Raw genomic sequence first — 23643 nt, 5'->3', positions numbered from 1 at the left:
TCTGACCCCATGCGGTCAGCATATGGCCGGTGTTACCAGATCCGCCCGAGGAATCCTGGAGCGTCCGCACCGAAATCACTGTTCCCGGTGCCGGGCTTGTAGTCGAATTCCACGCGCTGGCCGATGGTCAGTTCGCCGGTGGAGTCGGAAATGGCGAAGTAGACATCGACGCCACCGTCATCGGGCCGGATATAGCCGTAACCCATGGCGCGATCGAGCCGCACCACAGTTCCCTGTTTCCGGGCCTCCGCTCGCGCGTCGGCCTTGTCCGGGACGCGATCCGATTCGGCAGCGGCCTGGACATCAGCGATCGATGACACGTCAATCGGTTCGGGCATCGCCACTCCCCTGCTCGACGGCAATAGTCACCACTGTGCTGCCACCACTGTGCCATCATCACGTGCATCCCGCACATGACCGCCGGGAGGCAACGCCGTACTCACGGGCCCTTGAGCAGCTGGTCGCCGAGGGAACCGCGCCGGTAGAGGACGTTGCGGCCGACGCGAGTGCGGGTGACCAGGCCGGTGGCGTGCAGGACCTGCAGGTGCTGGGACACGGCACTGGGGGTGACGTTGAGGCGGCGGGCGATTTCGCTGGTGGCCAGGGGTTCTTCGAGCAGGACGAGTAGTCCGGTCCGCGCGGCGCCGATCAGAGCGGTGAGTGCGTTGGGGTCGGCAGCCGGGGGCGTCGCCCACAAGGTCGCGGCGCCCCGGCACGGGTACGCGAACCAGGGTGGTTCGTCGGCGCCCATGGGCGGGACGGGTTTGTAGGCGAACAGGGACGGGAGCAGCAGCAGGCCGCGTCCGGACACCGACACGGAGTGCTTGCCGATCATCTTGTCGATGTGCAGGGTGCCGTCGTGCCAGCGCACGTTCGGGTGAAGATCGGCGAAAAGCAGGCGCGCGCCGCCGGTGGCAAGCCGGCGGGCGCGGTAGGTCATGTCAGCCTCCAGCAGCAGCCGGATCTGCCGCCATACCGGGGCGATGGCCGCTTTCCAGTAGCGGTACAGCAGGTCGCACAGATCGGTCACCAATTCGGCGAGAGGCCCGCTGAGCCGGTCCGGCAGGCCATCCGGGGCGTAGGTGGCGACGAGGTCGCGGCGTACTACGTCCAGGGGCGTGGCACGCACGATCGCCAGCTCGTCGTCGATGTCCGGGGCGAACACGGCTGGTCGCGGAGTGAGGAAATCGGGCACGGCAAAAGTCGGCCCGACCAGGGACATGAGCAGCTGCATGTCCAGTGTGCCCAGTCCGGGCCGGACGGATCGCAGCCAGGGCAGGTGCAACGCGTACCGGCCGGGATCGCACAGCGCCCAGAGGCTGAACACCGTCTCGGAAAGAGGCGAGATCGCGAACCGGGTGCTGGCGAGGTCCTCGACGTCGAGCCGGAATCTGATCATTAAGCATAATGCTACATTCATTTTCCCGTCGAGCAGGTCGCGATGCACTGCTGACCATGACGAAACAACAGCGGACAGCGATCGTGACCGGTGCGGCACGGGGTATCGGCGCGGCGATCGCACGGCGGCTGGCGGGCGACGGGTTCACGGTCGGTGTGGTCGACCTGGTCGAAGCGGACTGCGCGGCGACAGTCGAGGTGATCGTCGACCGCGTGGTACTCGACTGTGTCTGAAACACAGCTCGGCCGGAGCACGGTCCTGTTGCTCGCGCTGGCCTGCGGCGTGGCGGTGAGCAACATCTACTTCCCTCAGCCGCTCACGCCACTCATCGCCGCCGATCTGCGTGTCCCTCTCGACACTGCGGCATTCGCGGTGACCGCAACGCAGTTCGGGTACGCGGGTGGGATCTTCCTGCTGGTACCGCTCGGCGACCGGCTGCCTCACCGCCGTCTGCTGGTCAGTTTGCTCACCGTGGCCACAGTGAGTCTGCTCGCGGCCGCCATCGCGCCCTCGTTGCCCACGCTCGTCATCGCGAGCGCACTCGTCGGCCTGACAACCGTAGCGGCACCGATCATCGGCTCGATGGCCGCCGGCCTGACCGCCGGAAACCGCATTGGCGCGGTCAGCGGAACCCTGTTGAGCGGCTCGATCGGCGGCATCCTGCTCGGCCGCGTCGCGGCTGGGAGGCTTGGCGAGCGACTCGGCTGGCGCGCGCCATACCTGGCTGCCGCAGTGCTCACGTTACTCGTCGCGGCTGCCCTCGCACGCGTTGTTCCCATGACCACACCGCGTACTCGACAGCGCTATACGGCAATACTCGCCGAACCGTTGCCCCTGCTACGAAACGAGCCCGCGCTACGCCGCTCGTGCCTGTACCAGGCATGCGTGTTCGCCGGGTTCTCCGCGGTATGGACCAGCCTCCCGCAACTGCTCACCGGCCCCACCTACGGCCTGACCACCAATGCTGTCAGCGCTTTCGGCCTGATCAGCGCCGCGACCATGATCTGCACCCCACTCGCCGGCCGGCTGGTCGACCGAGGCGGTCCGGACCCGGTCAACCTGATCTGTCTCATCGGCACCATCGCCTCAGCACCCGTGCTCGCGGCCGGTGTCCTCGGCGGCCCCACCGGCCTGATCGCGATCACCATCGGAATCCTGCTGCTCGACATCACCATGCAATCCGGAATGACCGCCAACCTCACCCGCATCTACGCGATCCGCCCAGACAGCAGGCTCAACACCGCATACATGACATGCGCCTTCATAGGCAGCAGCACAGGCTCCTGGCTCGGTGCCCTGCTCTGCAACAAATTCGGCTGGCCCGCGGTCAGCACACTAGTCGCCCTGACCGCCGCCATCGCCCTCACCCGCCACCTCACCCCACAACGCAACAGAGTCAACCAGCCTTGAGCAGCGACCTCATCCACAATGGAACCCCTTGGTATTATTGATCAATTCGGTCGCCACAGTGTCCACTATGGCGACCCGGCTCGGCTGCACAGAGGACGGTAGGCTCAAATCCGGGAAGGTGCTTGACCTTCCACAGGTGGGAAGGTGGGACCGTGCCGAACAAGCGACAACCCCCAAGGCCCCGGGATCGGATCATCGGCGCCCGGCTGCGCGCGATTCGCAGGCAACGAACGGATTTGAGCCTTGAAGCAGCCGCGAAGATGCTGGAGTGGGGCCTGGCGACAATGTCCAGAATCGAGAACGGTCAGCGCCACATCTCGACCGAGGACGTGGCAACAATCCTTACCGCATACCGGATTCCGGCCGTCGAGCGGGAGCATGTGATCGCGGAGGCCAGGGCGGAGAACGCGTCCGGCTGGTGGGACCGCCCGCTACAAGGCGTCCCCGCCGAGATGGGGACTCTGGCCAGTTACGAGGCTGACGCCAACAGCCTGACGGACTGGTCGGTGACCTTGGTACCCGGCTTGCTCCAGATCGAGGACTACGCCTTGGCGCTCATGCGCTCCCAGGAAGTGCCGCAGGATGTCGCAGAGTTGCGCTGGCTGGCCAGACGAAGGCGGCAGAAGATCCTGGGCACAGTGGATTACACGGCCTACATCAGCGAAACCGCACTACGCACGCCGTTCGGCGGCCCTGGGGTTCACAACAAGCAGGTCAAACACCTTCTGGGCGCGCGTGAGCGTGGGATTCCTGTCCGGGTCGTGTCCGAACACCTGCCGGTCGGCCTGGTCAGCCACTCGTGGCTCTACATGACCTTTCCCAGCACCGCACCCGTGGTGAACGTCGAGGTCTACTGGGGCGGCGTCTACCTGCACGATGACCAGTCAGAGCCATACACCAGGATGGTCGAAAGACTTGATCACATAGCCCTCCCGGGCCAGGAAAGTCAGAATATGCTTCGGTCGATTCTGAAGGAGGCGTGACCATGGACTGGCGCACATCAAGCTTCAGCGGAAACAGCGGCGAGTGCGTGCAGGTCAGGCAGGACCTGGCCGCCCTGCGAGACAGCAAGAACGCAGACGGCCCCACGCTGCACGCTGACCTGTCCCGGCTGGTGGCAACCGTCAAATCCGGCCATCTGGACCGGTGACAGAACACCACTTCCGGCTCTCCGCGCGATACTCTGCGGAGAGCCGAGTTTTTCGGCCTGTTCATGGGGGCAAGTAATCCGGTCAATCCTGACGAGGGAGTGATCATGAACTGGCGCACATCGAGCTTCAGCGGGGCCTGCGGCAACTGCGTGCAGATCAGACAGGATCTGGCCGCGATCCGCGACAGCAAGAACGCAGACGGCCCCACACTGGACATCGACGTGACCGGGCTGCTGGCCACGGTCAAGTCCGGCCGCCTGGATCGCTGAGAAGGCCCACCTCCCAGCTCCCGGCACATCACTGTGCCGGGAGTCCCAGGCGTGTCCATTGTGGTCCTGCTGACGGTCACGTCCCTATGCCATGACGGCTGGGTAGATCGTGTAGTTGCTTTGGTACCACGTGTCGGTCGGGAACCCGCCGCCTTCTCCGTAGTGATAGACGCCTGCGTCGGCGCGCACGATGAAGGGCGCGTGGAACAGCGTGCCGGTGTAGTAGTTCTCGCTCGCCTGGTAGCCGCCTTCAGGCGTGTAGTACGAGACGACGTAGTCGGCGCCTGGCTGCAGCGGTACCGAAGGGGCGATCGTCACGGACGTGTAGCCGGTTGTCGATGCCGGCTCGTCTTGCTCGTGCAGCAGCGTGCCGCCTGGGCCCCAGACCCGGATCGTCACCGGGCCGCGGTATGTCCCGCGCTGGAACGTGACCCCGTACAGCCAGCTGGGCCGGTCGACCGCGAACCGCACACCCAACTCCACTGGCAGAGGGTCGATTTCGTTGCGCGGTGCCTCGTACTCACGGAAGTTACACGGGCAAACGACCGGTGCGAGCGAGCCTGGCGTGCCGACATGCAAGGTTCGCGGCGGGCTGACGTCACCGAGTTGGCCCTTGTACCAGCCCCGCATGTTGAAGGCGATGTCGCCGGGCTGTGTGGGCGTGAACAGGTAGCGCCACGAGCCGTTCCAGTAGATGTCGGCCTCGGCCCAGGTCACGCCACCGTCGAAGGTCAGCTCGACGCTGTCGGCCGGGGTTCCCTCGCCGATGTACGAGTACCCGGTGATCAGGACTGGTTCGCCCACTTCGGCACGCGCACCCACCGACGGCGAGTAAACCACGTGCCACGGCGCGGTCGACGCCATCGCCGCAGGCGCGCCGAACACAGCCAGGGTGAGAACCGCGAGAACCGCCGTCCACCTCAGCAACCGAAACATCCGCCCTCCCCAAGGCATCAGAGCCGGGGCAGCCCTCCTGCCCCTTCCCTGCGCATCGCCTCACGGCAACCAAGCGCTACGCGCACAACCGATTTCACGCCGTACAGCCCAACCCGGTTACACCAGCCGCTTGCTGCTCTTGGCAGACGGTCTGAAATGCTCCGGACATGTCCGGCCTCTCATCGGCGTCTGCCGAAGACGTCATCGACCAGCAGGCGCGTGTCCAGTTCGAGGCGTTCCTCAACGAGCACCGCCGTGCCCTCAACAGCTGCCTGGACGGGCTGACCGAACAGCAGGCGCGCCGATCGCTGGTGCCGTCCCTGACCACCCTGCTGGGCCTGGTCAAGCACGCGACCTTTGTCGAGAAGGTCTGGTTCGACGAAGCCATCACGTGCCGGTCGCGCACCGAGATCGGTATCCCCGAGACACCGGACGAGTCGTTCGTCCTCGACGACAACGACACCATCGCCACCGTCCAGCAAGCACACCGCGACGCGTGCGAAGCGTCACGCCACGCGACCTCATCCCTGGGAGTCGACGACATAGTCCGCGGCAACCGACGCGGCCCGCTCCCGCTGCGCTGGGTGTACCTCCACATGCTGCGCGAACTCGCTCAGCACTGCGGGCACGCCGACATCCTCCGCGAACAGCTCATCAACGAGTAGCGCAAGGCAGGCGAGCGCACACCGACCAGCCGTGGCCCGGCACGCAGTTCGCCGCCGAGCAGCCGGGCACGCTCCCGCATTCCAGCAAGGCCGTGTCCGGTGCCGGGCTCGGGCGTCCCCCGCCCGTCGTCGGTGATCTCTATCCGTACGTCGTCCTCGAAGTACTTAATGGACACACACGCGGTCGCGGTTCCCGCGTGGCGCAAGGTATTCGTGAGTGCCTCCTGAACGATCCGGTATCCTGCGAGGTCGACCGGAACAGGCAGGTGCGCCGGGTCGCCCTCGACCGACAGGTGCACAGGCAGGCCGGACGCGCGCATCCGGTCGGCGAGCGCAGGCAGCTCGCGCAGTGAAACTTGAGGCGGCGTGGCGGGTTCACCATTGCCGCGCAAGGATTCCAGCAATGCCCTGGTCTCAGTCATGCCGTCCCGGCCGGCCCGCTCGATCTCGGCCAGCGCTTCGACCGCACGCTCCGGCTGGTCCGTCGCCGCGCGACGTGCTCCGCCGGCCAGCACCACCATCCCACTCATCGTGTGCGCCAGCATGTCGTGCAGCTCCCTGGCGATCCGGGTGCGTTCTTCGGCGGCCGCCTGCCGGGCCACCGCGTCACGTTCCCGTTCCAGCCGCGCGGCGCGCTCCTCCAGTTCGGTCTGGTAGGCCCGCCGAGTGCGGTGATAACTGCCCAGCAGCCACGCGGTGGCCAGATAGGCGATCGCAAGCACAATCGGCACGAGGATCGGGTCGCGCGCCTGATTGTCAGCCGCGCTCATCATGTAGACGAGCAGCAGCGCTGTAAGGAGCACGACACCGCCGCCGACTACAGGCACCAGGCGTTGTACGGCGTAGGCCGGCACGCCGTACAACGCGATCCATGCGAAGAAGAACAACGGCCCGCTGGCGTCCACATGGGACACAATGGACAGCGCAAGAGCTATGCCCGTCACAACACACAGCGCGATCGGAAACCGGCGCCGCCACACCAGTAGCAGACCGCCGACCACGATGGCGACGACCGCCCACGGTTGCCGCAGCCACGGCGAATGCAGCGCGATCAGGACACCGACGGCCGCACCCGCGAGCGCCGTGTCCAGATACCGGTCGAGTTTCCGCATGACTCCAAACTAGGCCTTCCCCGGTTGACTCCGCGATCATCCCGGGTTGACTGGAGTCTGGTACGCCAGTCCGATGTGTGCGGAACCAAGTCGTCCCTAGCATCCGGAAGACATGAGGCAACGAACGAGATTCGCCGCGATAGGCGTTGGCATGGCGGTGTTGTGCACCGTGTCCGGAGCGGGTTCTGTGATGGCACAGCCGCGCCGGCCGATGGACATCCGGGATGTCGTTGAGGTACGGCAAATCGAGGACACCCAGGTCTCGCCGGACGGCAGGCAGGCGGCTGTGGTGGTCACCGAGCCATCGGTCGCGACGAACAAGGTCACCAGCAAGGTGCTGGTGCTGGACATGGTCACGCCGGAGAGGGTGCGCGAGGTGGCCTCGGTCAGTGGTACCGCCGAGCGGATCACCGACCTGCGTTGGCGTCCGGACGGCCGTTCGCTGACCTACATTGCCCCGCATGACGGTGTCGACGAAGTGTGGACCGTACCGAGTTCGGGCGGCAGGCCACAGCGACTGTTCACGGCACCAGGACCGGCAATCCCAGTGGGCGGAGCGCGGGCGTTGCGGGGCGCGGTGATCCCACCCCACCAGGCGAAAGTGCTGCGGCACGCGTAGTCGCCGACCGGGCGGCAACTGGTGTTCGCGGTGCCATTGCCACCCGGGGAGCACACGCTGGACGGGGTGCCCTTCGACGACACGATGACCGTGGAAGGCATCCTGACCAGCAGCCACTACCCGCCAAGGGTCGGAATCCGGCTCTGGGACGCGCCAACCGGGCAGCAGCGCACTCTCACCGAACTGGAGATGGGCAGGGCCACCTATGGGCCGACGTTGTACTGGTCGCCGGACGGCAGCAAGCTCGCCATCGCCGGCAACTCACTGACTGTGCTCGACATCAGCTCCGGTACCTCTCGCACGCTTGACGAGCGCTGGTCGCCGAGCATGGCCGTGTCCTGGACCGCCGACAGTCGCCAGGTGGTCGTGCAGTCTTCGGGCCAGGAATTGAGCGGGATCGCTGTCGACGGAAGTGGGCAGCAGGTGGTGGCGACGCTCCCCGCGGGGGCGACCCGGCTGTCGGCCACCTGGATGTCAACGGACCGTGTGGTGGCCGCCCTGTCCGACGGCGCGAACGAGGCGATCTATATCGGCAAGACGCTCGCCAGAGTCTCGCCTGAGAACGTCGACATCTCGGGCTGCACGTTCGACCGTGGCCTGGAGCAGGGGGTATGCGTGCGTCAGACGAACTCCTCGCCCCCAAGACTGGTGGTGCTGCGCGCCGACGGCACCATTCGTGACGGATACGACCCGAACCACGACATTCGCAGCCGCGCCATCCAGGCTCCGGTCGCCGCCACATGGACCAACCCCAAGGGACAGACCGCGACGGGCTACCGGATCGTGCCCGAGGGCTGCGGCACCAACCGCCGCTGCCCAGCGATTGTGATCACCCACGGCTACGACGCGGTGAACAAATTCCTGTGGCAAGGCCACGAGTGGGACTACCCGTCCCAGGTCTTCGCGGCCAAGGGCTACGTCGTGCTGCTGGTCAACGAACCCCGCGCACAAGGCACTCTCGACCCATCGGATTCCGTGTCCACAATGGAATCCGCAGTACGGGACGCCGTCAATCGAGGCGAGGTCGACCCCAACCGCGCCGGAATCGCCGGCTACAGCCGTGGCGCCCAGATCACGCAACGCGCCCTGGCAGTATCGACGGTGTTCAAAACAGGGTCATCCGGCGACGGCGGAGACGGCGGGCCAGACGGCCCAGGCGACGGAGTCGGCGACCGCATCAAGGCGCCGCTGCTGGCGCAGAGCACCGAGGCAGTCGGCGTGATGCTCTACCCAGTCGTCAAGCGGCTTCGAACCCGTGGCATCCCCGCCGAAATGGTGCTGTTCCCCGCCGAAACGCACATCTTCCACCAGCCACGACACCGGCAAGCAGCCATGCAGCAGAACCTGGACTGGTTCGACAGGCACCTTCGTCAGTGATACGTCGTCAATCCTCGGATCATGCGGCTCCCAGGACAGCGCGTGCCGCCGTTGGTAGCCTGGCTACAAGAGATCGACTTTACATGTCCAAACAGGACAGTCCCGTCAATGTGTGAAGGTGAAGCGGATGCTGGACTACGGCCTTGACCTGTCCGGGGTGGAGCGCGATCTTGCGCTGCCCGACCTGGTGGCCGAGGGGGATGAGCTCGACGCCCTGGTATCAGCGCAAAGCGACTGGTCCATGCCTACGCCAGCGGCCGGGTGGACGATCGCCCACCAGATCGCCCATCTTGCTGCAGCCGACGCGAACGTACTTATCGCGTTACGCACCCCGGAGGCGTTCGACGTTGTGCTGAAGCAGGCGGAAGCCGCAGGCAGCCGGCACGCAGATCTGGACGCCGCCGCGGGAGCCGCCAAACCGCGATCGGTACTGCTGGAGCAATGGCGAACCGGTCGCTCCGAGGTGGCGGCAGCGCTACGTGACGTTCCGCTGAACCATGGGTTTCCGTGGTTTGGCTCGCAGTTGACCGCAAGGCTGATGCTGCCGCTTCGACTGATGGAAACATGGGCTCACGGGCAGGACATTTTCGACACGTTGGGTGTCCCGCGCCGCCCAACAGGCCGGCTCCAGCATGTGGCCGCGTTGGGAGTGGCAGGGCGGGAGCTGTCGTTCTACGCCGCCCAGCTACCTACTCCGGCAGAGCCGTTCCGTGTCGAACTGACTGGCCCCGACGGCCAGACCTGGGCATGGGGCCCGGAAGATGCCCTGCAACGAGTTCAGGGCAGCGCCCTCGACTTCTGCCTCCGAGTCACCCAGCGCAGGTCGCGGGCCGAGACCGACCTCACAGCGGTCGGCGAGGACGCCCAGAAGTGGCTCGACATCGCTCGCGTTTTCCTCTGAACCGGTGGCCGCCGGTACAGCCAGGTCAAGGGCGTGCTGTGAGCACCAGGGGGCCGTCCTGTGTGATCGCGATGGTGTGTTCGGAGTGGGCGGTACGGGAGCCGTCGGCTGAGCGGATTGTCCAGCCGTCGGGGTCGAAGACGATTTGGTCGGTGGTGCGGGCGAACCAGGGTTCGAGGGCCAGGGTCATGCCTGCCCGGAGCTTGAGGCCTCGGCCGGCGCGGCCCTTGTTGGAGACGTGGGGGTCCTCGTGCATGGTCCGGCCGAGCCCGTGGCCGCCGAACTCCGTGTTGATCGGGTAGCCGTAGCCGGTGGCGACCGCGCCGATCGCCGCTGAGACGTCGCCCAGCCGGTTGCCTGGTCTCGCGGCCTCGATGCCCGCTTTGAGCGCTTCCTCGGTCGCGCGGACGAGCCGCAGGTCATCGTTGGCCGGAGTGCCCACGATGATGGTTCGGGCGGAGTCGGCGACCCAGCCGTCGATCCCGACCGCGAGATCCATACTGAGGACGTCCCCGTCGCGCAGCGTGTAGTCGTGGGGCATGCCGTGCAGCACCGCGTCGTTGACCGACAGGCAGATGACGTTACGGAACGGACCGTTACCGAAGGACGGGGCGTAGTCCCAGTAGCAGGACTGTGCTCCGCGTTGCCGGATCCGGCCGCGGACGTGGTGCTCCAGGTCGAGGAGGTTGACGCCCACGTCGGCGAGTTCGCTGAGCTCGGCCAGGATCTGGGCGACGAACTGCCCAGTGGTGTGCATCCGCTCGATCTCCGCGGGCGACTTCAACTCGATCATGGACACCCTCACCTCGTCGGTATAATAATACCAACGTAGCACTTGCGGTATTAAAATACCAGCCGTATCCTGGTGCCGTGGTCCGCAATCCGCTCACGCCCGAACAGATCGAGGCCGGCAAGCGTCTCGGCAGACTGCTGCGTGAAGCGCGAGCAGACCGGGACCTCGGCGACGTGGCACACGCGGCCGGCATCTCGCCGGAGACACTGCGCAAGATCGAGACCGGTCGGCTCCCCTCCCCCGCGTTCGGCACGATCGCCTGTCTCAGCGAGGCGCTCGACCTCCCGATCCAGGACCTCGCCGCCACATGGCGCGACGGCCTACGCCTCAAGTCAGCCTCCTGACAACTGGCATGGTAGGGCTGTCCCTACCTTCGTCCCTCCTGCCCGCACCAGTGATCCACTCGCGCCGACGCGCCAGGCTTTCCCTGCGCGACGGGACAATGACGTAACCCGCGCGCACGGAAGTCGCCTATGGAAAGAGAGAACATGCGCGGGCTCACGGCCGGCGTTGCGCTGGCCCTTGTTTTCTCCGCGACACCCGCGGTGGCGGACACTCTGCCCTACCTATCTGCCCCGACCGGTCACCGGCCGGTCGGGGCGACCTCCCTCTATCCGAAGGACACCTCGCGAGTCGATCCCTGGGTGCCGTCGGTGCCCTATCGGGAGTTGATGGTCTCCGTCTTCTATCCGGTGGCCTCGGCGAATGGGCCGAAGGCACAGTACGTGACACCGGCGGAGTCGGCGGCAATGCTCAAGGGCAGCGGCATTCAGGCACCACCGGACGCGTCGTTACGCACAGATTGGGAGCGGGACTGGGCACAGATGACCGAATGGAAGCGCTGGGTCGAAGTGGCGGGCACGGTGCACCCGTCGTTCACCGACGTAGGGCTATTCGCCGATCAGTACGGTGTCAACATCGGCGCGACCACTACCGCAGAACGCACCCAGGCGATCACCCGGGCCTACGTCAACGCGTTCTTCGACCAGCACCTGCGCGGCAAGCCGTCGTCGCTGCTCGACGCGCCGTCGGCACGGTACCCGGAGATCGCGTTCTGCAAGTGAGAGAGCCAAGCACTGGCATTCGGCGGTCGTGAACCGTGCCGCCGCGGATTACGTTACCCGTAGGCATTTGGCTTTCTTCTCCTGCGGGAGCAGTGCGTATGTCCACAAAGGACGGCGAGACCGCCGGTGTTTCCCGGCGGTCCCTGCTTGCGGGCGGGGTTGTTCTGCCGGCTCTGGTTCCTTACTCTGCGCAGGCCAGCACGGGTGGGTTCGGCGCTCCGGCGGCCGAGGACTTCACTGACGGGTCGGCTGCGCTTGCGCCGGACAAGATTGTTCATGGTGCGTGCCAGTTCTGTAACAGCGCTTGCCGGTTGACGATCGGTATGAAGGCTGGGCGGGTCATCAGCATCCTTGGCGAGCCTGACGATCCGGTCCAGGACGGCAATCCCTGCGTCAAGGGGCCGATGATGGCGCAACTGGCCTACAACCCTTTGCGGCTGACCACTCCGCTGCGGCGGGTGGCCGGTGCGAAGGGGGACCCGAACTCGCGGTTCGAGCCGGTCAGCTGGGACAAGGCACTCGAGCTGATCGCGGACAAGTTCCTCGCGCTACGGGACCAGGGCGAAGCACGGGCCATCGCCAACCGCACCACCGGACGGCTGCCGCGCGGCACTGGATCGCTTGTGCACCGCCTGTTCACGTTGCTGGGCAGCCCTAACGACACCGATGTCGGCCCGGTGTGTAACGACGCTGGCGGGAACGCGCTCGCCGCCACGTTCGGGCTGGGCAACTTCACCAATGGCTATGGTGTGGACGAGGCCACCGGCAAGCAAGATCTTGCTTCCGCTCGTTACATTCTCATGCTGGGGACGAATCAGGCCGAAACTCACCCGGTCACCTTCGCCCACCTGCTGCGCGGCCACGCCAAGCTGATCGTCGTCGACCCTCGGCGCACCCCGACCGCCGTGCTCGCTGACGAGTGGGTGGCGCCCAAACCGCACACTGATTTCGCGCTCGTGCTGGGCATTCTGCACGAAGTGATCACGACCGGCCGGTACGACCGCCGGTTTGTCGACCAATGGGTTCTCGGATTCAACGAGTTACGCGACCACATCATTGCGCGCGGCTACACAGCCGACTGGGCTGCCAGCGTTACCGACGTGCCCGCCCGCACCATCCGGCGTATCGCCGCGGACTACGCCACCACCCGGCCGGCGGCGATCTTCTGCAACGCCGGTATCTCCCACCAACTCGGCGCCTTCGACACCTACCGCGCCATCGCCATGCTCGCCGCCATCACGGGCAATATCGGGGTGCCCGGCGGCGGATGCAACTTCATGCACAACACGTGGCCTGGCGGCCTGGACCTGCCTCCGTTAACTGTGCCCACCCCGCCCCAGGACATGGCACTGCCGGTCGGGCCGGATGCTTTCGCCGACGCCATTCTCACCGGCAAGCCCTACCGGCTGCGCGCGGTGATCACCGAAGGCAACCCGCTGATCAGCTCCGCGAACACGAACAAGGTGAAAAAGGCTTACGCGGCACTGGAATTTTATGTCTACACAGGACTGTTCATGGAAGAGGCCGCGTACTACGCCGACGTGATCCTGCCTGTGGTCAGCGGCCTGGAGTTCGAAGGCGTCTACATGCGACGCGACGACCGCGCCATCCGCTGGCAGGACGCGGCGTTGCCACCCGTGGGCCAATCCCGCACAGATCCACAGATCTGGATCGACCTCGCCCACGCCATCGCCCGTCGCGACACCAAACGCCCCGCCCGTCACTGGACCGACGCGTTCCCACCCGCCTGGCGCGACCACCACAATCTGTGGAACACCTTCGTCGCCAACACTCCAGGCATGGGCGGCATGACCGTCGCACGGCTACGCGCCCGCACCGAACCGCTGCAATGGCCCTGCCCCACTGTCAGCCATCCCGGCGTGAGCACGCTCTACCTCGACCATCCCACCTGGTACCAAGCAGCGGAGGCACTCAACCCCGCCAACCGCGGCAAACGGTTCCTCACCCCAAGCGGCAAAGTCGAGATCTACACCCCGCAACTTGAGGCGACGCTCGCCCCCAGCGGTCATCAGGCACTCCCTGTTTTCTTCACCCATCCCGAGGTCACCGGAGCCCACCCCACCATCGCCTACCAGGACGGATTCGTCGCCAACCCGGTCAACCCGCACGCCCTCACCCATCCCGTGCACATAGGCGTCCCCGGCAACGACGACATTCACCGCCGATATCCCCTGATGGGCATGACCGGCCGCCCAAGCGTCGCCCATTTCGCCACCGTCACGCACTGGACTTTCACCGGCGAACAACTCAACGGAATCCGCCTCGTGCAGATCCACCCCGACACCGCCGCCCGCCACCGAATCTCCAACAACGACACAGTTGTCATCGAAACCCCACGCGGCTCAGTCACCGCCACCGCACTCCTGGAACCCCACATCCGGCCCGACACCATCTACGTCCCCAACACCTTCGGCCCAGCTCAGCAGGTCGGCGACATCTTCGGCAACCCCCGCTACGACGCCGTCAACACCCTCATCGACGACCACCTCTACGACAACCTCTCAGGACAGCAGGCCTACAAGTGTTTCGCCTGCCGGGTCAAACCCGCGCACGAGTGATCAATTGCGGCTCAGGGTTCCCGCCGCACTCTGGTATCTGCTGCGGTGAACCAGGTCATCGGCTGCGGGCGGCCAGTGTGGGAAGTGGAAGGTGAAGCCGGCGTCGAGCAGGCGTCCGGGAGTGACCCGTCGGCTCTTGAGCAGGAGTTCGGTGTCGGAGCGCAGAACGAAGGCACCGAGTTCTGCCATCCACTTGGTGGCCGGCAGACCTAAAGGGATGCCACGAGCGGCACGGATCGCGCGCATGAAGTCGCGGTGTGGCAGGGGGTTCGGGGCGGCGAGGTTGACCGGGCCGGCCAGGTCTTCATGGTCCAGCAGGAACTCGATCGCGCGAACCATGTCCTGGTCGTGGATCCAGGAGACGAACTGGGCGCCGCCGGCGACCGGGCCACCGAGACCGAGCCGGACCATACGGTGCAACATGTCGAAAGCGCCGCCGTGGTCAGGACTCATCACGATGGATGTCCTGAGCGCGACCTTGCGCGTGTGCGGAGTGACGGCCTCCTGCTGCGCTTGTTCCCACGTCTTGGCAATGTCCACGCTGACAGCCCAGTAGCCGGGTACATCGGTTTCGTTGCCGCCGATGATGCCGGTCGCCTCGTCGTTGGGGGCGTCCATGCGGTGTGCGTAGATCGTGGCAGTGCTCATCTGCAACCACACGCGTGGCGGTGCACTCGCGCGCCGGATCGCCTCGCCCACGGCACGGGCTGAGTCCACACGCGAGTCCATCATCTCCTGCAGATTCGCGTCGGTGTAACGGCAGTTGACGCTACGACCGGCCAGATTGATCACCGCGTCGCACCCGTCCAACTCAGCGCCCCAGTCCCCTACCGTGCGCCCGTCCCAACGAACGACGCGAACACCGGGCCACAGCTCAAAACCGCCCTGCCGGCTCAACACCACGACGTCATGGCCACCGTCCGCCAACGCGCGGCTCAGGAACCGACCGATATGCCCGGTACCGCCCGGCATCAAGATCTTCATCGAACCCCCGTCCACCCACTTGAGCAATCGCTCAAACACACCCTACCCCCGTCTTGAGCAATCGCTCAAGGCCGGGGTGTGTCAACTGTTCAGCGCGGGTCACCTTCCCCGTTCCGGTTCGGGTCCCTAACCTGGAGGCCAGCCGTCCGCCCAGGGGCTAGCGTGAGGTGATGCGTGTGGATGCTTTGTATCCCGCCCAGCTTTCGCGTCCTGACCTGCCGATTCCGTACGCGCCCAGCAGCATGGGGACGCCCCGGTACGCGATGGTGGGCCGACGGATTCGGCTCGCTGCGATATGGGCTGCGGCAGGCGTGCTGGTCGGCGAGTTCCTGGGTGGATCAGCATGGCCCTATGTCGTTGCGTTCGTGGCTGCGGTTGTGGCGTATGCGCTGGTGAGCGCGGTGCTTCTGGCGATGTCGAGGCGGCGGCAGGCCAGTTTCGAGCCCGCCTGGCTGGCGGCGCAGTCCGAGGTGCTGCAGGGCCGGCAGTTCGAGGTGCTGCGATTCATGACCAATGAGCCGGAGGACACCGAACACGGTCGTCGCACGAAACGCCGGGTCTACGACCTGGCGCAGCCGTCGGAGGTCGCCAAACTGTTCGAACTCCGGTCACGGGCTGTCGCCGACGGAGTGAACGTCCCGGTGACCGTGGAGTTCAGCTATCCGACCGAGGACGCCGCCAAGATGGGCGTCGAACGCGTCCGCAGTGAACTGGCCTCGATCCCGATGGTCGGCCGGCGCGGCGCCGAGATCACCCCACGAGTGTGGTTCCCGGACGGGCGGTACCTGGTCCAGCCGGCGACCGAACGGCCGGTGACCTACTGGGTGCTCGGGCAGCCCAGCCTCATCGTGGCGGAACCAGCCCAGGATCTGACGCCGGTGTCGGCAGAGACCTAGGCGTGTCGTCCCGCGTCGCCAAGCGGTCCTGCAGGCTCGCGTGCCGGAACTGGTAGTACGCGCCTACTTGCCGCAGGATGCCGGCCTGATGCGCGTCGCGCAGGAAGCTCATCAGGCGCAACGGCGTGTGACGGCGCACAGCGAACCAGAGCCGAGTCGTGACGAACAGACCCGACGCGCTGTTCGACTGCATCATCATGCCGAGCACCGCCGCACACAGCACGCCGCCGACCGCCGCGCCGAGCAGCCCCTCCTGGAACGGGCCGCCAATGTCGATCACCAAACCCATGGCACGTCCGCCGACGAAGCCACCGAGGGTGCCGCCGACGAGCACGCCCGTGACCAATCCGGTGAGAGTGGCGTAGACGACCGCCGCCCGATCGCTGACCAGCAAACCGTTCGGGCTGACCGACTCCTGAGGCTCGGTCGGTTCGACGAATCTGCGCACCATCGCGAAGGCCACGCCGAGCACCAGCCCGGCGAAGGTCCCGTAAAGCGGTCCGTACAGCAGTCCCGCGACCGCGCCGCCACCCAGTCCGCCGATCACCACGAATTCCAGATCGGCGATCAGTGCACGGAATGCGTAACGCCGTCCGCCGGTATTCCAGACAGCGATCCGCCTTGGTCGTTCGGCGGGCGTGAACTGCAACGCCAGCGCGACCGCCAATCCGGTGGCCATGCCGAAGAAAAGACCGAACCAGACCTGGCCGAACAGACCGAAAAGAACAGCGCACAACGCTCCGGTCACCACTACGCCGATCGGTCCGCGCAAAGCGAAGAAGAACCATTTCGGCACCAATGTGGACAGTTCCCACCAGGCCAGATCACGAGTGTTGCGCCCACTGAGCGCACGGGCGAGGAATACCAGAGTCCGTTCGGAACGTGCCGCGTCCCAGCGGGCCATGGGCGCCAGCGCCTGAGATCCGGCAGCAGGCGGCCGCATATCGAAAGCGATCTGGAAAAATGCGTCAAGCAGGCGTTTTTCGATATCGTCCGGAGTGGGAAACCGGCTTTCGTCGAGCAATTCCGCCGGATCGGCAGCGGAATGCTGATAGACCGTCTGGGTCAGGAAGAGATTGAGTGGTTTGGTCAACGCGATACCGACCGGGCTGTCGGGCTCATCGGTGATCCGCGTGAGCACAGGGTCCCACCGTTCCAGCCCGGCCTCGGGGAGCCCGTCGAGCAGGTACTCGGCAGCAGCCGAACTCTCCAGCGGAAGCAGACGCACGACCAGCGCGTTGCGCAGCAGGCGATCGCTCTGGGCCATGGCGAACTCGTTGGTACGACAGGTCAGTACGAAAGGCTGACCGTCGATATCCCGCTGCAGCGCCTCCAACGCCGCCGAGCGCCGCGCCTCCGGCATCTCGTCCAGTCCATCCAGGATCGGCAGAAGCCGTTGCTGGGAAACAAGTTCCGCACAGGCGGTCGCGCCATAGGTGGACTGCCCGGCCAACCACGGGTAGTCCTCGACCAGCCGCCGGGCGATCCAGGCGCTGAAATGCTCCTGCGGGTCCCACGAGGACACTTGCAGCAGCACCGGCACCCGGCGCTGCGGAAGGCTGGTGGCCAGCAGCTCCAGAGTGAGCAGGACGCACAGGCCGGTTTTGCCCGATCCGGGATCCCCGATCACGACCAGACCGCGCGGCTTGGCCACGAAATCGTCGATCACGCTCGCGAGGTCACCGGCGACCGGCACACCGGCCCGCACCGACCCACGGGAGTACCGCTCCTCGACCGTCCAGCGGATCGACATCGAATGCGCGTCTTCCAGGCGCCTGCGCTGCCGCTCGAGTGTCCACTGCACCCGCACCGACCGGGCGAGCGCCTCCGCGGCTTTGTCCACTTGGTCCGGCTGGCTCGGTCGCGGCTCGACCAGCCAGTTGCGCGGCGCGGACGGCAGGAACCGGAATGCCGAGACCAGCAGTCCCAGGATCCCCACCAGGATGGTGACTTTCACGTCGCCATAGCGGACCCAGACCAACACGACGGCGCCAACGGCGGCCAACGCGACGAGATAGCGCAACACCACTGCTCTGGACGGCACAGCTAACTGTAAACAGCGCAGGGTGAGGCGTCTATGCTGAAAAGCCGGTCGCCGACCGACTGTTCGGCCCCGGATTGGAGAATCCCGTTGGACGATCGTGTTTGGGCTGAGCTGCGCTCGTTACTCCGAACGATACGGCTGGCCGGCGCGGTGCCCCGGATCGTGACCGGGGCGAACCGAAAAGCAACCGGCTTCATCCACGCCTTCGAGCACACAGTCCAGCCGATTGTCAATGAAACAATCAACAATCCGCAAGAACGTACCCGAGTGGCGCAATCACTGCTTTCCTACTCGACGAAAACATCCTTTGTCATAGCCGGATACGCCCGGATGACAGGCGTCCCTTTCGCCAGTGACATAGCAGTGCTCGGCCTTTCGTTCACCCGTTTGTACGACGACCTGTTCGACGAGACCGACGACGAGGATCTGCCCCAGCGATTGATGGACCTGTTCGACCGCAACATGTTCATCCCAGCCTCCGACCCTGAACGCCTGCTGCACCGGCTGTACGAGGAGATCGACCGCAGGCTCGGCCGCGACCGCGACGACCCGATCTACACGGCGGTCAGCACCATGCACCGCTACCAGATCCAGGCCCGCTGCCAGCGCGACCCCCAGACCACCGATCTCACCCTCGCCGAGGTGACCCGAGGCAAGGGCGGCCACGGCACCCTGGCGGTCTTCGCCCTGATGAGAGCCGGTCTGCACCAACGCGAACGAGACCTGATCCTGGAAATCGGCGAGGCACTCCAACTGCTCGACGACTACATGGACATAGACGAGGACCGGCTGCACAACACACGCACCCTGGCCACCGAAGGGCGCCTGGCACTGCCCGACGTCTGCCGCAGACTGCGCGCCGCTCAACACAGACTGGTCGCCTACTACGGTCGCCGCAACACCCGCGAATTCCTCGGCATCTGCTACGTGACGCTCTGGATGTGCTTCCTACGCCGCCAATGGCCCCAAATCGAGCCGACCGTCCACCCACGCTCCACATGGGACCTCGTCATCCGCCCCGGCGACAACGCCGTCAGCCGCCCAGGACAACCAAGCCCATCCACTCCGGACAACGCGACGAACCAGAAATCCAGCCCTGGCCTGCTCAAGAACCGGCCTGCCACCCGCGGCCACTGACGGCGGCGCACGGTCTGGCCGAGCGCGCGGCGATCCCGCTCATCGAGCGTGCTCTCACCACAGCGCAGTGGGCGCCCTTCGAACACGTCCACAGGACAAGGCCCTGACACCGACCCGCCCTCCAGGGATGGCCGGTGTCTGAGCCGTGACAGCCGTATGTCTGATCGGTCGGCGACTGTGGTCGCAACAACAAACGCCCACACCAACAGGAGATTGAAGTGCCTGCTTTCGCCACGCCAGAGCCGATCATCACCACGTTGACCACCGCCGGCGCCCGCCAGGACAACAACACGGTCCGGGTGCCGCGGTTCCTACGGCGAGCAGGGGGCACGACGGTGGCGGTGGCGCTGCTGGCCGGCGTGACCTTACCCGGGGTTGCGAACGCGTCCGGGCAGGATCGTCCGGACCTGCAGGCGACGGTCCAGGCGATCGTCGACTCCGGTTTCGCCGGGGCGCAGTTGCGGGTGCACGATCAGCGTGGCGAGTGGGTCGGCAGCGCCGGGGTACGCAAGCTGGGCGAGGCCGCGAAGCCGCCGACAAACGGCCGGTTCCGGATCGGCAGCAACACCAAGACCTTCGTCGCGACCGTGGTGCTGCAACTGGTCGCCGAGGGCAGCGTGGGCCTGGACGCACCGGTGGCGGACTACCTGCCCGAGTACGGGCTGGACCGGCGGATCACGGTGCGGATGCTGTTGCAGCACACCAGCGGGTTGTTCGACTACACCGGCGCGGTGCTGCCCGACGGGACATTCGTGCCGGGAATCCCCTTGGGAGGCCAGGAGTTCGTGGACAACCGGTTCCACACCTACCGGCCGGATGAACTGGTGCGGTTCAGCTTGTCCAGGCAACCGCTGTTCGCACCGGGAACAGACTGGAGCTACGCCAACATCAACTACATGCTGGCCGGACTGCTGATCGAGAAGATCACCGGCCGCCCCTACGGCGACGCACTCCAGCGGCGGATCCTGCGACCGCTCGGGCTACAGGACACCATGGTCCCGGGCACATGGCCGGAGATCCCCAGGCCGCACGCCCACGGCTACTACCGATACCAGGAAGCCGGAGAGTGGAAGGTGGTCGACATCACCCGCCAGAACCCCTCCTGGGCATCCAGCGCCGGCGAGATGATCTCGACCACCAAGGACCTCCACACATTCTTCACCGCGCTGAACCGCGGCAAGCTCCTGCCGGCCCAGTTGCTGGCCGAGATGCGCAAGCCGCACCCCAAGGGCGGCTACGGCCTCGGGCTGTGGGTGCAGGACGCGGGACCGAACTGCGGCACCGTCTACCAAGGCCTGGGCGGCTTCCACGGCTACGGCACCCTGATGGGCAGCACACCCGACGGCACCAGGACCTTCGAGCTGTCACTGACCTACGGAGACTCCGAAACCGACCTGACTCAGCCATACAACCAAGCGAACCAGACCCTGATCAACAAGGTGCTCTGCAACAGCCGGCCCAACCAAGCACCCTGACCCAGAAGCCGAACGCCCTTCTGACAGCACGAACTGGACCACCCGGCTCTTCCGTACTCATCTGAGGGAGGTTTGCCCGCCCGGCGAGGGCATATCTCCTTGTTGCTGTCAGGCGGCCGATGTCTGACAGAACGGTATCTGACCCGTCAGGTATTTCGGGTGTGACCCAGGTCATCGCAGGCGGGGCAGCGCGTCCCTGGCGGCGTGGCTCAGCGTGCGGAGATCGTCGGTGAACCGCTTGCGATGCGACGCGGGCAACGAGTCCGAAAAGTAGTGCTGGATGTTCTTCACGTGGAAACGGGCGATCCTGACCGTGGTCCGTTCACCTTTGGCAGTCAGGCGCACGATCTGGGCCCGGCGGTCGTCGGGGTCGGGCGTGCGCTTCACCAGGTCCATCGCCTCCATGCGGTCGACCAGGCGGGTCGCTCCCCCGGTGGTGAGCACCTGTTCCTGGGCGACGGCCCGCATGCCGATGCCGTCGCGCCCGGCCCGGCTGACGATCAGCAGCACCTCGAACATCAGGTGGGTGAGCCCGAACTCCTCCTCGATCGCCCGGCCGAGGATGTACTCCAGCCGGCTGGCCGCGCCCTGCAGGCGCCCGAAGGCCAGCACCCGCGGGTCGTCGGCCGCCTGCGACGCCGTCGTGACCTCGGGATTCTCCGCCACCTGCCCACCTTCCACAGACCTGACGGCAGTGTCCCATTGCGGGACACCCCGCCGTTGATCAGGAGTCGGGCAATCACACAGTCAGCAGGGCCTTGATCGCGCGGCGCTCGTCCATCGCCCGGTACGCCTCGGCCGCCTGGCTGAGCGGGAGTTCGAGGTCGAAGACCTTGCCGGGGTCGATCTCCTGGTTGAAGATCAGGTCGATGAGCCGCGGCAGGTACTGACGCACCGGAGCCGGGCCGCCGTGCAGGTGTACGTGGGAGAAGAACAGCTCCAGGCCGTCCAGCGTCACGTCATGGCCGACGCCGACGTAGCCGACGTGCCCGCCGGGGCGGGTGGAGTGGATGGCCTGCAGCATCGACTCCTGGGTGCCGACCGCCTCGATGACCGAGTGCGCGCCCAGACCGCCCGTCAGCTCCTTGATCTTCGCCACGCCCTCGTCACCACGCTCTGTGACGATGTCCGTCGCGCCATACTCCAGGGCGAGTTTCTGGCGCGACGCGTGGCGGCTCATGGCGATGATCCGTTCCGCGCCAAGTTGCTTGGCAGCCAGGACTCCGAGCAGACCAACAGCACCGTCGCCGACGACCGCCACCGTCTTGCCCGGTCCGGCTTGAGCGGCGACGGCACCGAACCAGCCGGTCCCGAGCACGTCGGAGGCTGCCAGGAAGCTGGGGATCAGGTCGGCAGACGGCATGTCCGGAGTGGCCACGAGCGTGCCGTCGGCCAGCGGCACGCGCAGCAGCTCGGCCTGGGCGCCCAGCGCGCCCATCGGCTCCCGACGGACGCAGGAGGACTGGTAGCCGGCCTGGCAGATCTCACAGGTGTTGTCCGAGGCGAAAAACGAGCCGATCACGAACTGGCCTGGCTTGACCGACGTCACCTCGCCGCCGACCGCCTCGACGACGCCGACGTACTCGTGGCCCATCGGGGACGGGCCGTCCACCGCCTCGATCCCGCGGTAGGGCCACAGGTCCGATCCACAGACACAGGTCGCCGACAGACGGATGACCGCGTCGGTGGGCGCGACGATCTTGGGGTCTTCGCGTTCCTCTACCCGGACATCGCCGGGTGCGTGCAGCACAGCGCCGCGCATGATTGTTCTCCCTTCGAGTACATGTCCCAGCCAACTCCGTACCGGCCGGGATCAGGGAGACCCTGCTGAAAGGTGTACCGGCAGTGCACCCCTCGTCAGGGCCGGAGGCCTTACCGTGACAGTGTGGACAATCGCAAGGAGGTCCGCGAGTTCCTCGTCTCGCGGCGAGCCAAGATCAGCCCGGACCAGGCCGGCCTGCCCGCCGGGAGCAACCGCCGGGTGCCGGGACTACGCCGCAGCGAGGTCGCCGCGCTGGCCGACGTGAGCATCGAGTACTACTCGAAACTGGAGCGAGGCACCCTCGCCGGGGTCTCGGCCGGTGTGCTGGACGCTGTGGCGCGTGCGTTGCAGCTCGATGAGGCAGAGCGGGCACACCTGTTCGATCTGGCCCATGCCGCCGACGGCACGAGCGCGATCGTGCGCCCCAAACGGTCGAGGGTCAAGCAATGGGTCCCGCACCAGAGTCTGCAGTGGACTCTCGACGCGATCACCGAAGGGCCCGCGTTCGTCCGCAACGGCCGGATGGACGTGCTGGCGGCGAACCGGCTTGCCCGGGCGTTCTACGCGGACGCCTACGCCAACCCGCAGCGGCCGACGAACCTTGCCCGGTTCCAGTTCCTCGACTCCGCCTCGTACCGGTTCTATCCGGACTGGGACCGATTCGCCGACATCTGCGTGGCCATTCTGCGCACCGAAGCGGGCCGCTACCCGCACGACAAGGGATTGCACGACCTGATCGGCGAACTGTCGACCCGCAGCGACGAGTTCCGGACCCGCTGGGGTGCCCACAACGTCCGCCAGCACGGCACCGGCTCGAAAACCTTCCACCACCCCGTCGTCGGGCGCATGACACTCGCCTACGAAGGCCTGGAGATGGCCGCGGAACCAGGCCTGACCCTCACCATCTACGCCGCCGAACCCGGTTCGCCGTCCGAGGAGGCGTTGCGCCTGCTCTCGTCCTGGGCCGCCTCGCAGGAGGAACAGCCGTCGCCCGACTGACCTCTGCTCCTGGTGCACACCTCGGTGACTTGGCGTAGTTTCCGAACACAAGGTGTTACATCGAGTGTCGA

Annotated in this window: 24 protein-coding genes and 1 pseudogene; 16 read left to right on the top strand and 9 right to left on the bottom strand. The window is 66.2% G+C overall.

The annotated features are described in order from the left end of the window. Positions 1 to 32: 32 nt before the first annotated feature. Both JOF56_RS35270 and JOF56_RS35265 read right to left on the bottom strand, forming a co-directional pair. Positions 33 to 338: a cold-shock protein gene (locus JOF56_RS35270; protein WP_209643769.1), complete on the bottom strand. Its 306-nt coding sequence runs from the start codon at positions 336 to 338 to the stop codon at positions 33 to 35. Positions 339 to 439: 101 nt separating this feature from the next. Then, positions 440 to 1399 carry an ArsR/SmtB family transcription factor gene (locus JOF56_RS35265; RefSeq protein ID WP_209643768.1) on the bottom strand — a complete coding sequence of 320 codons (960 nt, stop codon included), beginning with the start codon at positions 1397 to 1399 and terminating at the stop codon, positions 440 to 442. 56 nt (positions 1400 to 1455) lie between these two features. Between JOF56_RS35265 and JOF56_RS35260 the strand changes: the two are divergent. The 5 genes and pseudogenes from JOF56_RS35260 to JOF56_RS35240 all read left to right on the top strand — a co-directional run. Then, positions 1456 to 1602, top strand: a pseudogene (locus JOF56_RS35260) (SDR family NAD(P)-dependent oxidoreductase); the annotation flags it as partial. A 22-nt stretch (positions 1603 to 1624) separates the two neighbouring features. Further along, the gene (locus JOF56_RS35255; protein ID WP_209643767.1) at positions 1625 to 2809 is read left to right on the top strand and encodes an MFS transporter; all 1185 of its coding nucleotides are present in this window, start codon (positions 1625 to 1627) and stop codon (positions 2807 to 2809) included. A gap of 152 nt (positions 2810 to 2961) precedes the next feature. Beyond that, on the top strand, positions 2962 to 3792 hold the full coding sequence (locus tag JOF56_RS35250; RefSeq protein ID WP_209643766.1) for a helix-turn-helix domain-containing protein: 831 nt from the start codon (positions 2962 to 2964) through the stop codon (positions 3790 to 3792). A 2-nt stretch (positions 3793 to 3794) separates the two neighbouring features. Next, positions 3795 to 3959: a DUF397 domain-containing protein gene (locus tag JOF56_RS35245; RefSeq protein ID WP_209643765.1), complete on the top strand. Its 165-nt coding sequence runs from the start codon at positions 3795 to 3797 to the stop codon at positions 3957 to 3959. A gap of 105 nt (positions 3960 to 4064) precedes the next feature. After that, entirely contained in the window at positions 4065 to 4229 is a 165-nt protein-coding gene (locus JOF56_RS35240; RefSeq protein WP_209643764.1) for a DUF397 domain-containing protein, read from the top strand. Positions 4230 to 4313: 84 nt separating this feature from the next. Here the strand turns inward: JOF56_RS35240 and JOF56_RS35235 are convergent, their stop codons facing one another. Continuing rightward, positions 4314 to 5165, bottom strand: coding sequence for a DUF4082 domain-containing protein (locus JOF56_RS35235; RefSeq protein WP_209643763.1), 852 nt, complete (start codon positions 5163 to 5165; stop codon positions 4314 to 4316). 167 nt (positions 5166 to 5332) lie between these two features. Between JOF56_RS35235 and JOF56_RS35230 the strand changes: the two genes are divergently transcribed. Beyond that, positions 5333 to 5830: a DinB family protein gene (locus JOF56_RS35230; RefSeq protein WP_209643762.1), complete on the top strand. Its 498-nt coding sequence runs from the start codon at positions 5333 to 5335 to the stop codon at positions 5828 to 5830. Here JOF56_RS35230 and JOF56_RS35225 read toward each other — a convergent pair. After that, positions 5779 to 6942, bottom strand: coding sequence for a sensor histidine kinase (locus tag JOF56_RS35225; RefSeq protein ID WP_209643761.1), 1164 nt, complete (start codon positions 6940 to 6942; stop codon positions 5779 to 5781). The genes JOF56_RS35230 and JOF56_RS35225 overlap by 52 nt on opposite strands. Before the next feature lie 112 nt (positions 6943 to 7054). On the opposite strand from JOF56_RS35225, the gene JOF56_RS35220 reads away from it, so the two are divergent. The 3 genes from JOF56_RS35220 to JOF56_RS35210 all read left to right on the top strand — a co-directional run bounded on the left by JOF56_RS35220 (position 7055) and on the right by JOF56_RS35210 (position 9839). Further along, complete coding sequence (locus tag JOF56_RS35220; RefSeq protein WP_209643760.1) at positions 7055 to 7561, top strand: LpqB family beta-propeller domain-containing protein; 507 nt, start codon at positions 7055 to 7057, stop codon at positions 7559 to 7561. A gap of 30 nt (positions 7562 to 7591) precedes the next feature. After that, positions 7592 to 8938, top strand: coding sequence for a prolyl oligopeptidase family serine peptidase (locus JOF56_RS35215; protein WP_209643759.1), 1347 nt, complete (start codon positions 7592 to 7594; stop codon positions 8936 to 8938). A 127-nt stretch (positions 8939 to 9065) separates the two neighbouring features. Beyond that, a complete protein-coding gene (locus JOF56_RS35210) occupies positions 9066 to 9839 on the top strand; it encodes a TIGR03084 family metal-binding protein (RefSeq protein WP_209648662.1) in 774 nt (257 codons plus the stop codon). Between the two features lie 25 nt (positions 9840 to 9864). Here JOF56_RS35210 and map read toward each other — a convergent pair whose 3' ends face one another. Further along, the gene (gene map, locus JOF56_RS35205) at positions 9865 to 10632 is read right to left on the bottom strand and encodes a type I methionyl aminopeptidase (RefSeq protein ID WP_209643758.1); all 768 of its coding nucleotides are present in this window, start codon (positions 10630 to 10632) and stop codon (positions 9865 to 9867) included. A gap of 77 nt (positions 10633 to 10709) precedes the next feature. Between map and JOF56_RS35200 the strand changes: the two genes are divergently transcribed. The 3 genes from JOF56_RS35200 to JOF56_RS35190 all read left to right on the top strand — a co-directional run bounded on the left by JOF56_RS35200 (position 10710) and on the right by JOF56_RS35190 (position 14275). Beyond that, on the top strand, positions 10710 to 10976 hold the full coding sequence (locus tag JOF56_RS35200) for a helix-turn-helix transcriptional regulator (RefSeq protein WP_209643757.1): 267 nt from the start codon (positions 10710 to 10712) through the stop codon (positions 10974 to 10976). A gap of 144 nt (positions 10977 to 11120) precedes the next feature. Then, a complete protein-coding gene (locus JOF56_RS35195) occupies positions 11121 to 11696 on the top strand; it encodes a hypothetical protein (RefSeq protein ID WP_209643756.1) in 576 nt (191 codons plus the stop codon). A gap of 98 nt (positions 11697 to 11794) precedes the next feature. Continuing rightward, on the top strand, positions 11795 to 14275 hold the full coding sequence (locus JOF56_RS35190) for a molybdopterin-containing oxidoreductase family protein (RefSeq protein ID WP_209643755.1): 2481 nt from the start codon (positions 11795 to 11797) through the stop codon (positions 14273 to 14275). On the opposite strand, the gene JOF56_RS35185 is transcribed toward JOF56_RS35190, so the two are convergent. Continuing rightward, positions 14276 to 15259, bottom strand: coding sequence for a TIGR01777 family oxidoreductase (locus tag JOF56_RS35185; protein ID WP_209643754.1), 984 nt, complete (start codon positions 15257 to 15259; stop codon positions 14276 to 14278). It lies immediately after the preceding gene. A 170-nt stretch (positions 15260 to 15429) separates the two neighbouring features. Between JOF56_RS35185 and JOF56_RS35180 the strand changes: the two genes are divergently transcribed. Next, entirely contained in the window at positions 15430 to 16155 is a 726-nt protein-coding gene (locus tag JOF56_RS35180) for a hypothetical protein (protein WP_209643753.1), read from the top strand. On the opposite strand, the gene JOF56_RS35175 is transcribed toward JOF56_RS35180, so the two are convergent. After that, positions 16103 to 18199, bottom strand: a complete 2097-nt coding sequence (locus JOF56_RS35175; protein ID WP_209643752.1) for an NACHT domain-containing protein — start codon at positions 18197 to 18199, stop codon at positions 16103 to 16105. The genes JOF56_RS35180 and JOF56_RS35175 overlap by 53 nt on opposite strands. 87 nt (positions 18200 to 18286) lie before the next feature. Here JOF56_RS35175 and JOF56_RS35170 point away from each other — a divergent pair, with 87 nt between their 5' ends. Together JOF56_RS35170 and JOF56_RS35165 are read left to right on the top strand one after the other, a co-directional pair. Beyond that, complete coding sequence (locus JOF56_RS35170) at positions 18287 to 19336, top strand: isoprenoid biosynthesis enzyme family protein (protein WP_209643751.1); 1050 nt, start codon at positions 18287 to 18289, stop codon at positions 19334 to 19336. Positions 19337 to 19635: 299 nt separating this feature from the next. Beyond that, positions 19636 to 20811, top strand: a complete 1176-nt coding sequence (locus JOF56_RS35165; protein WP_209648661.1) for a serine hydrolase domain-containing protein — start codon at positions 19636 to 19638, stop codon at positions 20809 to 20811. Between the two features lie 171 nt (positions 20812 to 20982). On the opposite strand, the gene JOF56_RS35160 is transcribed toward JOF56_RS35165, so the two are convergent. Next, on the bottom strand, positions 20983 to 21477 hold the full coding sequence (locus JOF56_RS35160; RefSeq protein ID WP_209643750.1) for a MarR family winged helix-turn-helix transcriptional regulator: 495 nt from the start codon (positions 21475 to 21477) through the stop codon (positions 20983 to 20985). Positions 21478 to 21550: 73 nt separating this feature from the next. Continuing rightward, on the bottom strand, positions 21551 to 22573 hold the full coding sequence (locus tag JOF56_RS35155; RefSeq protein WP_209643749.1) for a zinc-dependent alcohol dehydrogenase family protein: 1023 nt from the start codon (positions 22571 to 22573) through the stop codon (positions 21551 to 21553). A gap of 123 nt (positions 22574 to 22696) precedes the next feature. On the opposite strand from JOF56_RS35155, the gene JOF56_RS35150 reads away from it, so the two are divergent. Continuing rightward, positions 22697 to 23572, top strand: coding sequence for a helix-turn-helix transcriptional regulator (locus JOF56_RS35150; RefSeq protein WP_209643748.1), 876 nt, complete (start codon positions 22697 to 22699; stop codon positions 23570 to 23572). Positions 23573 to 23643 lie beyond the last annotated feature (71 nt).

Source organism: Kibdelosporangium banguiense, assembly GCF_017876405.1.
GTDB lineage: Bacteria > Actinomycetota > Actinomycetes > Mycobacteriales > Pseudonocardiaceae > Kibdelosporangium > Kibdelosporangium banguiense.
This window is presented reverse-complemented; position numbering and strand designations above follow the sequence as displayed.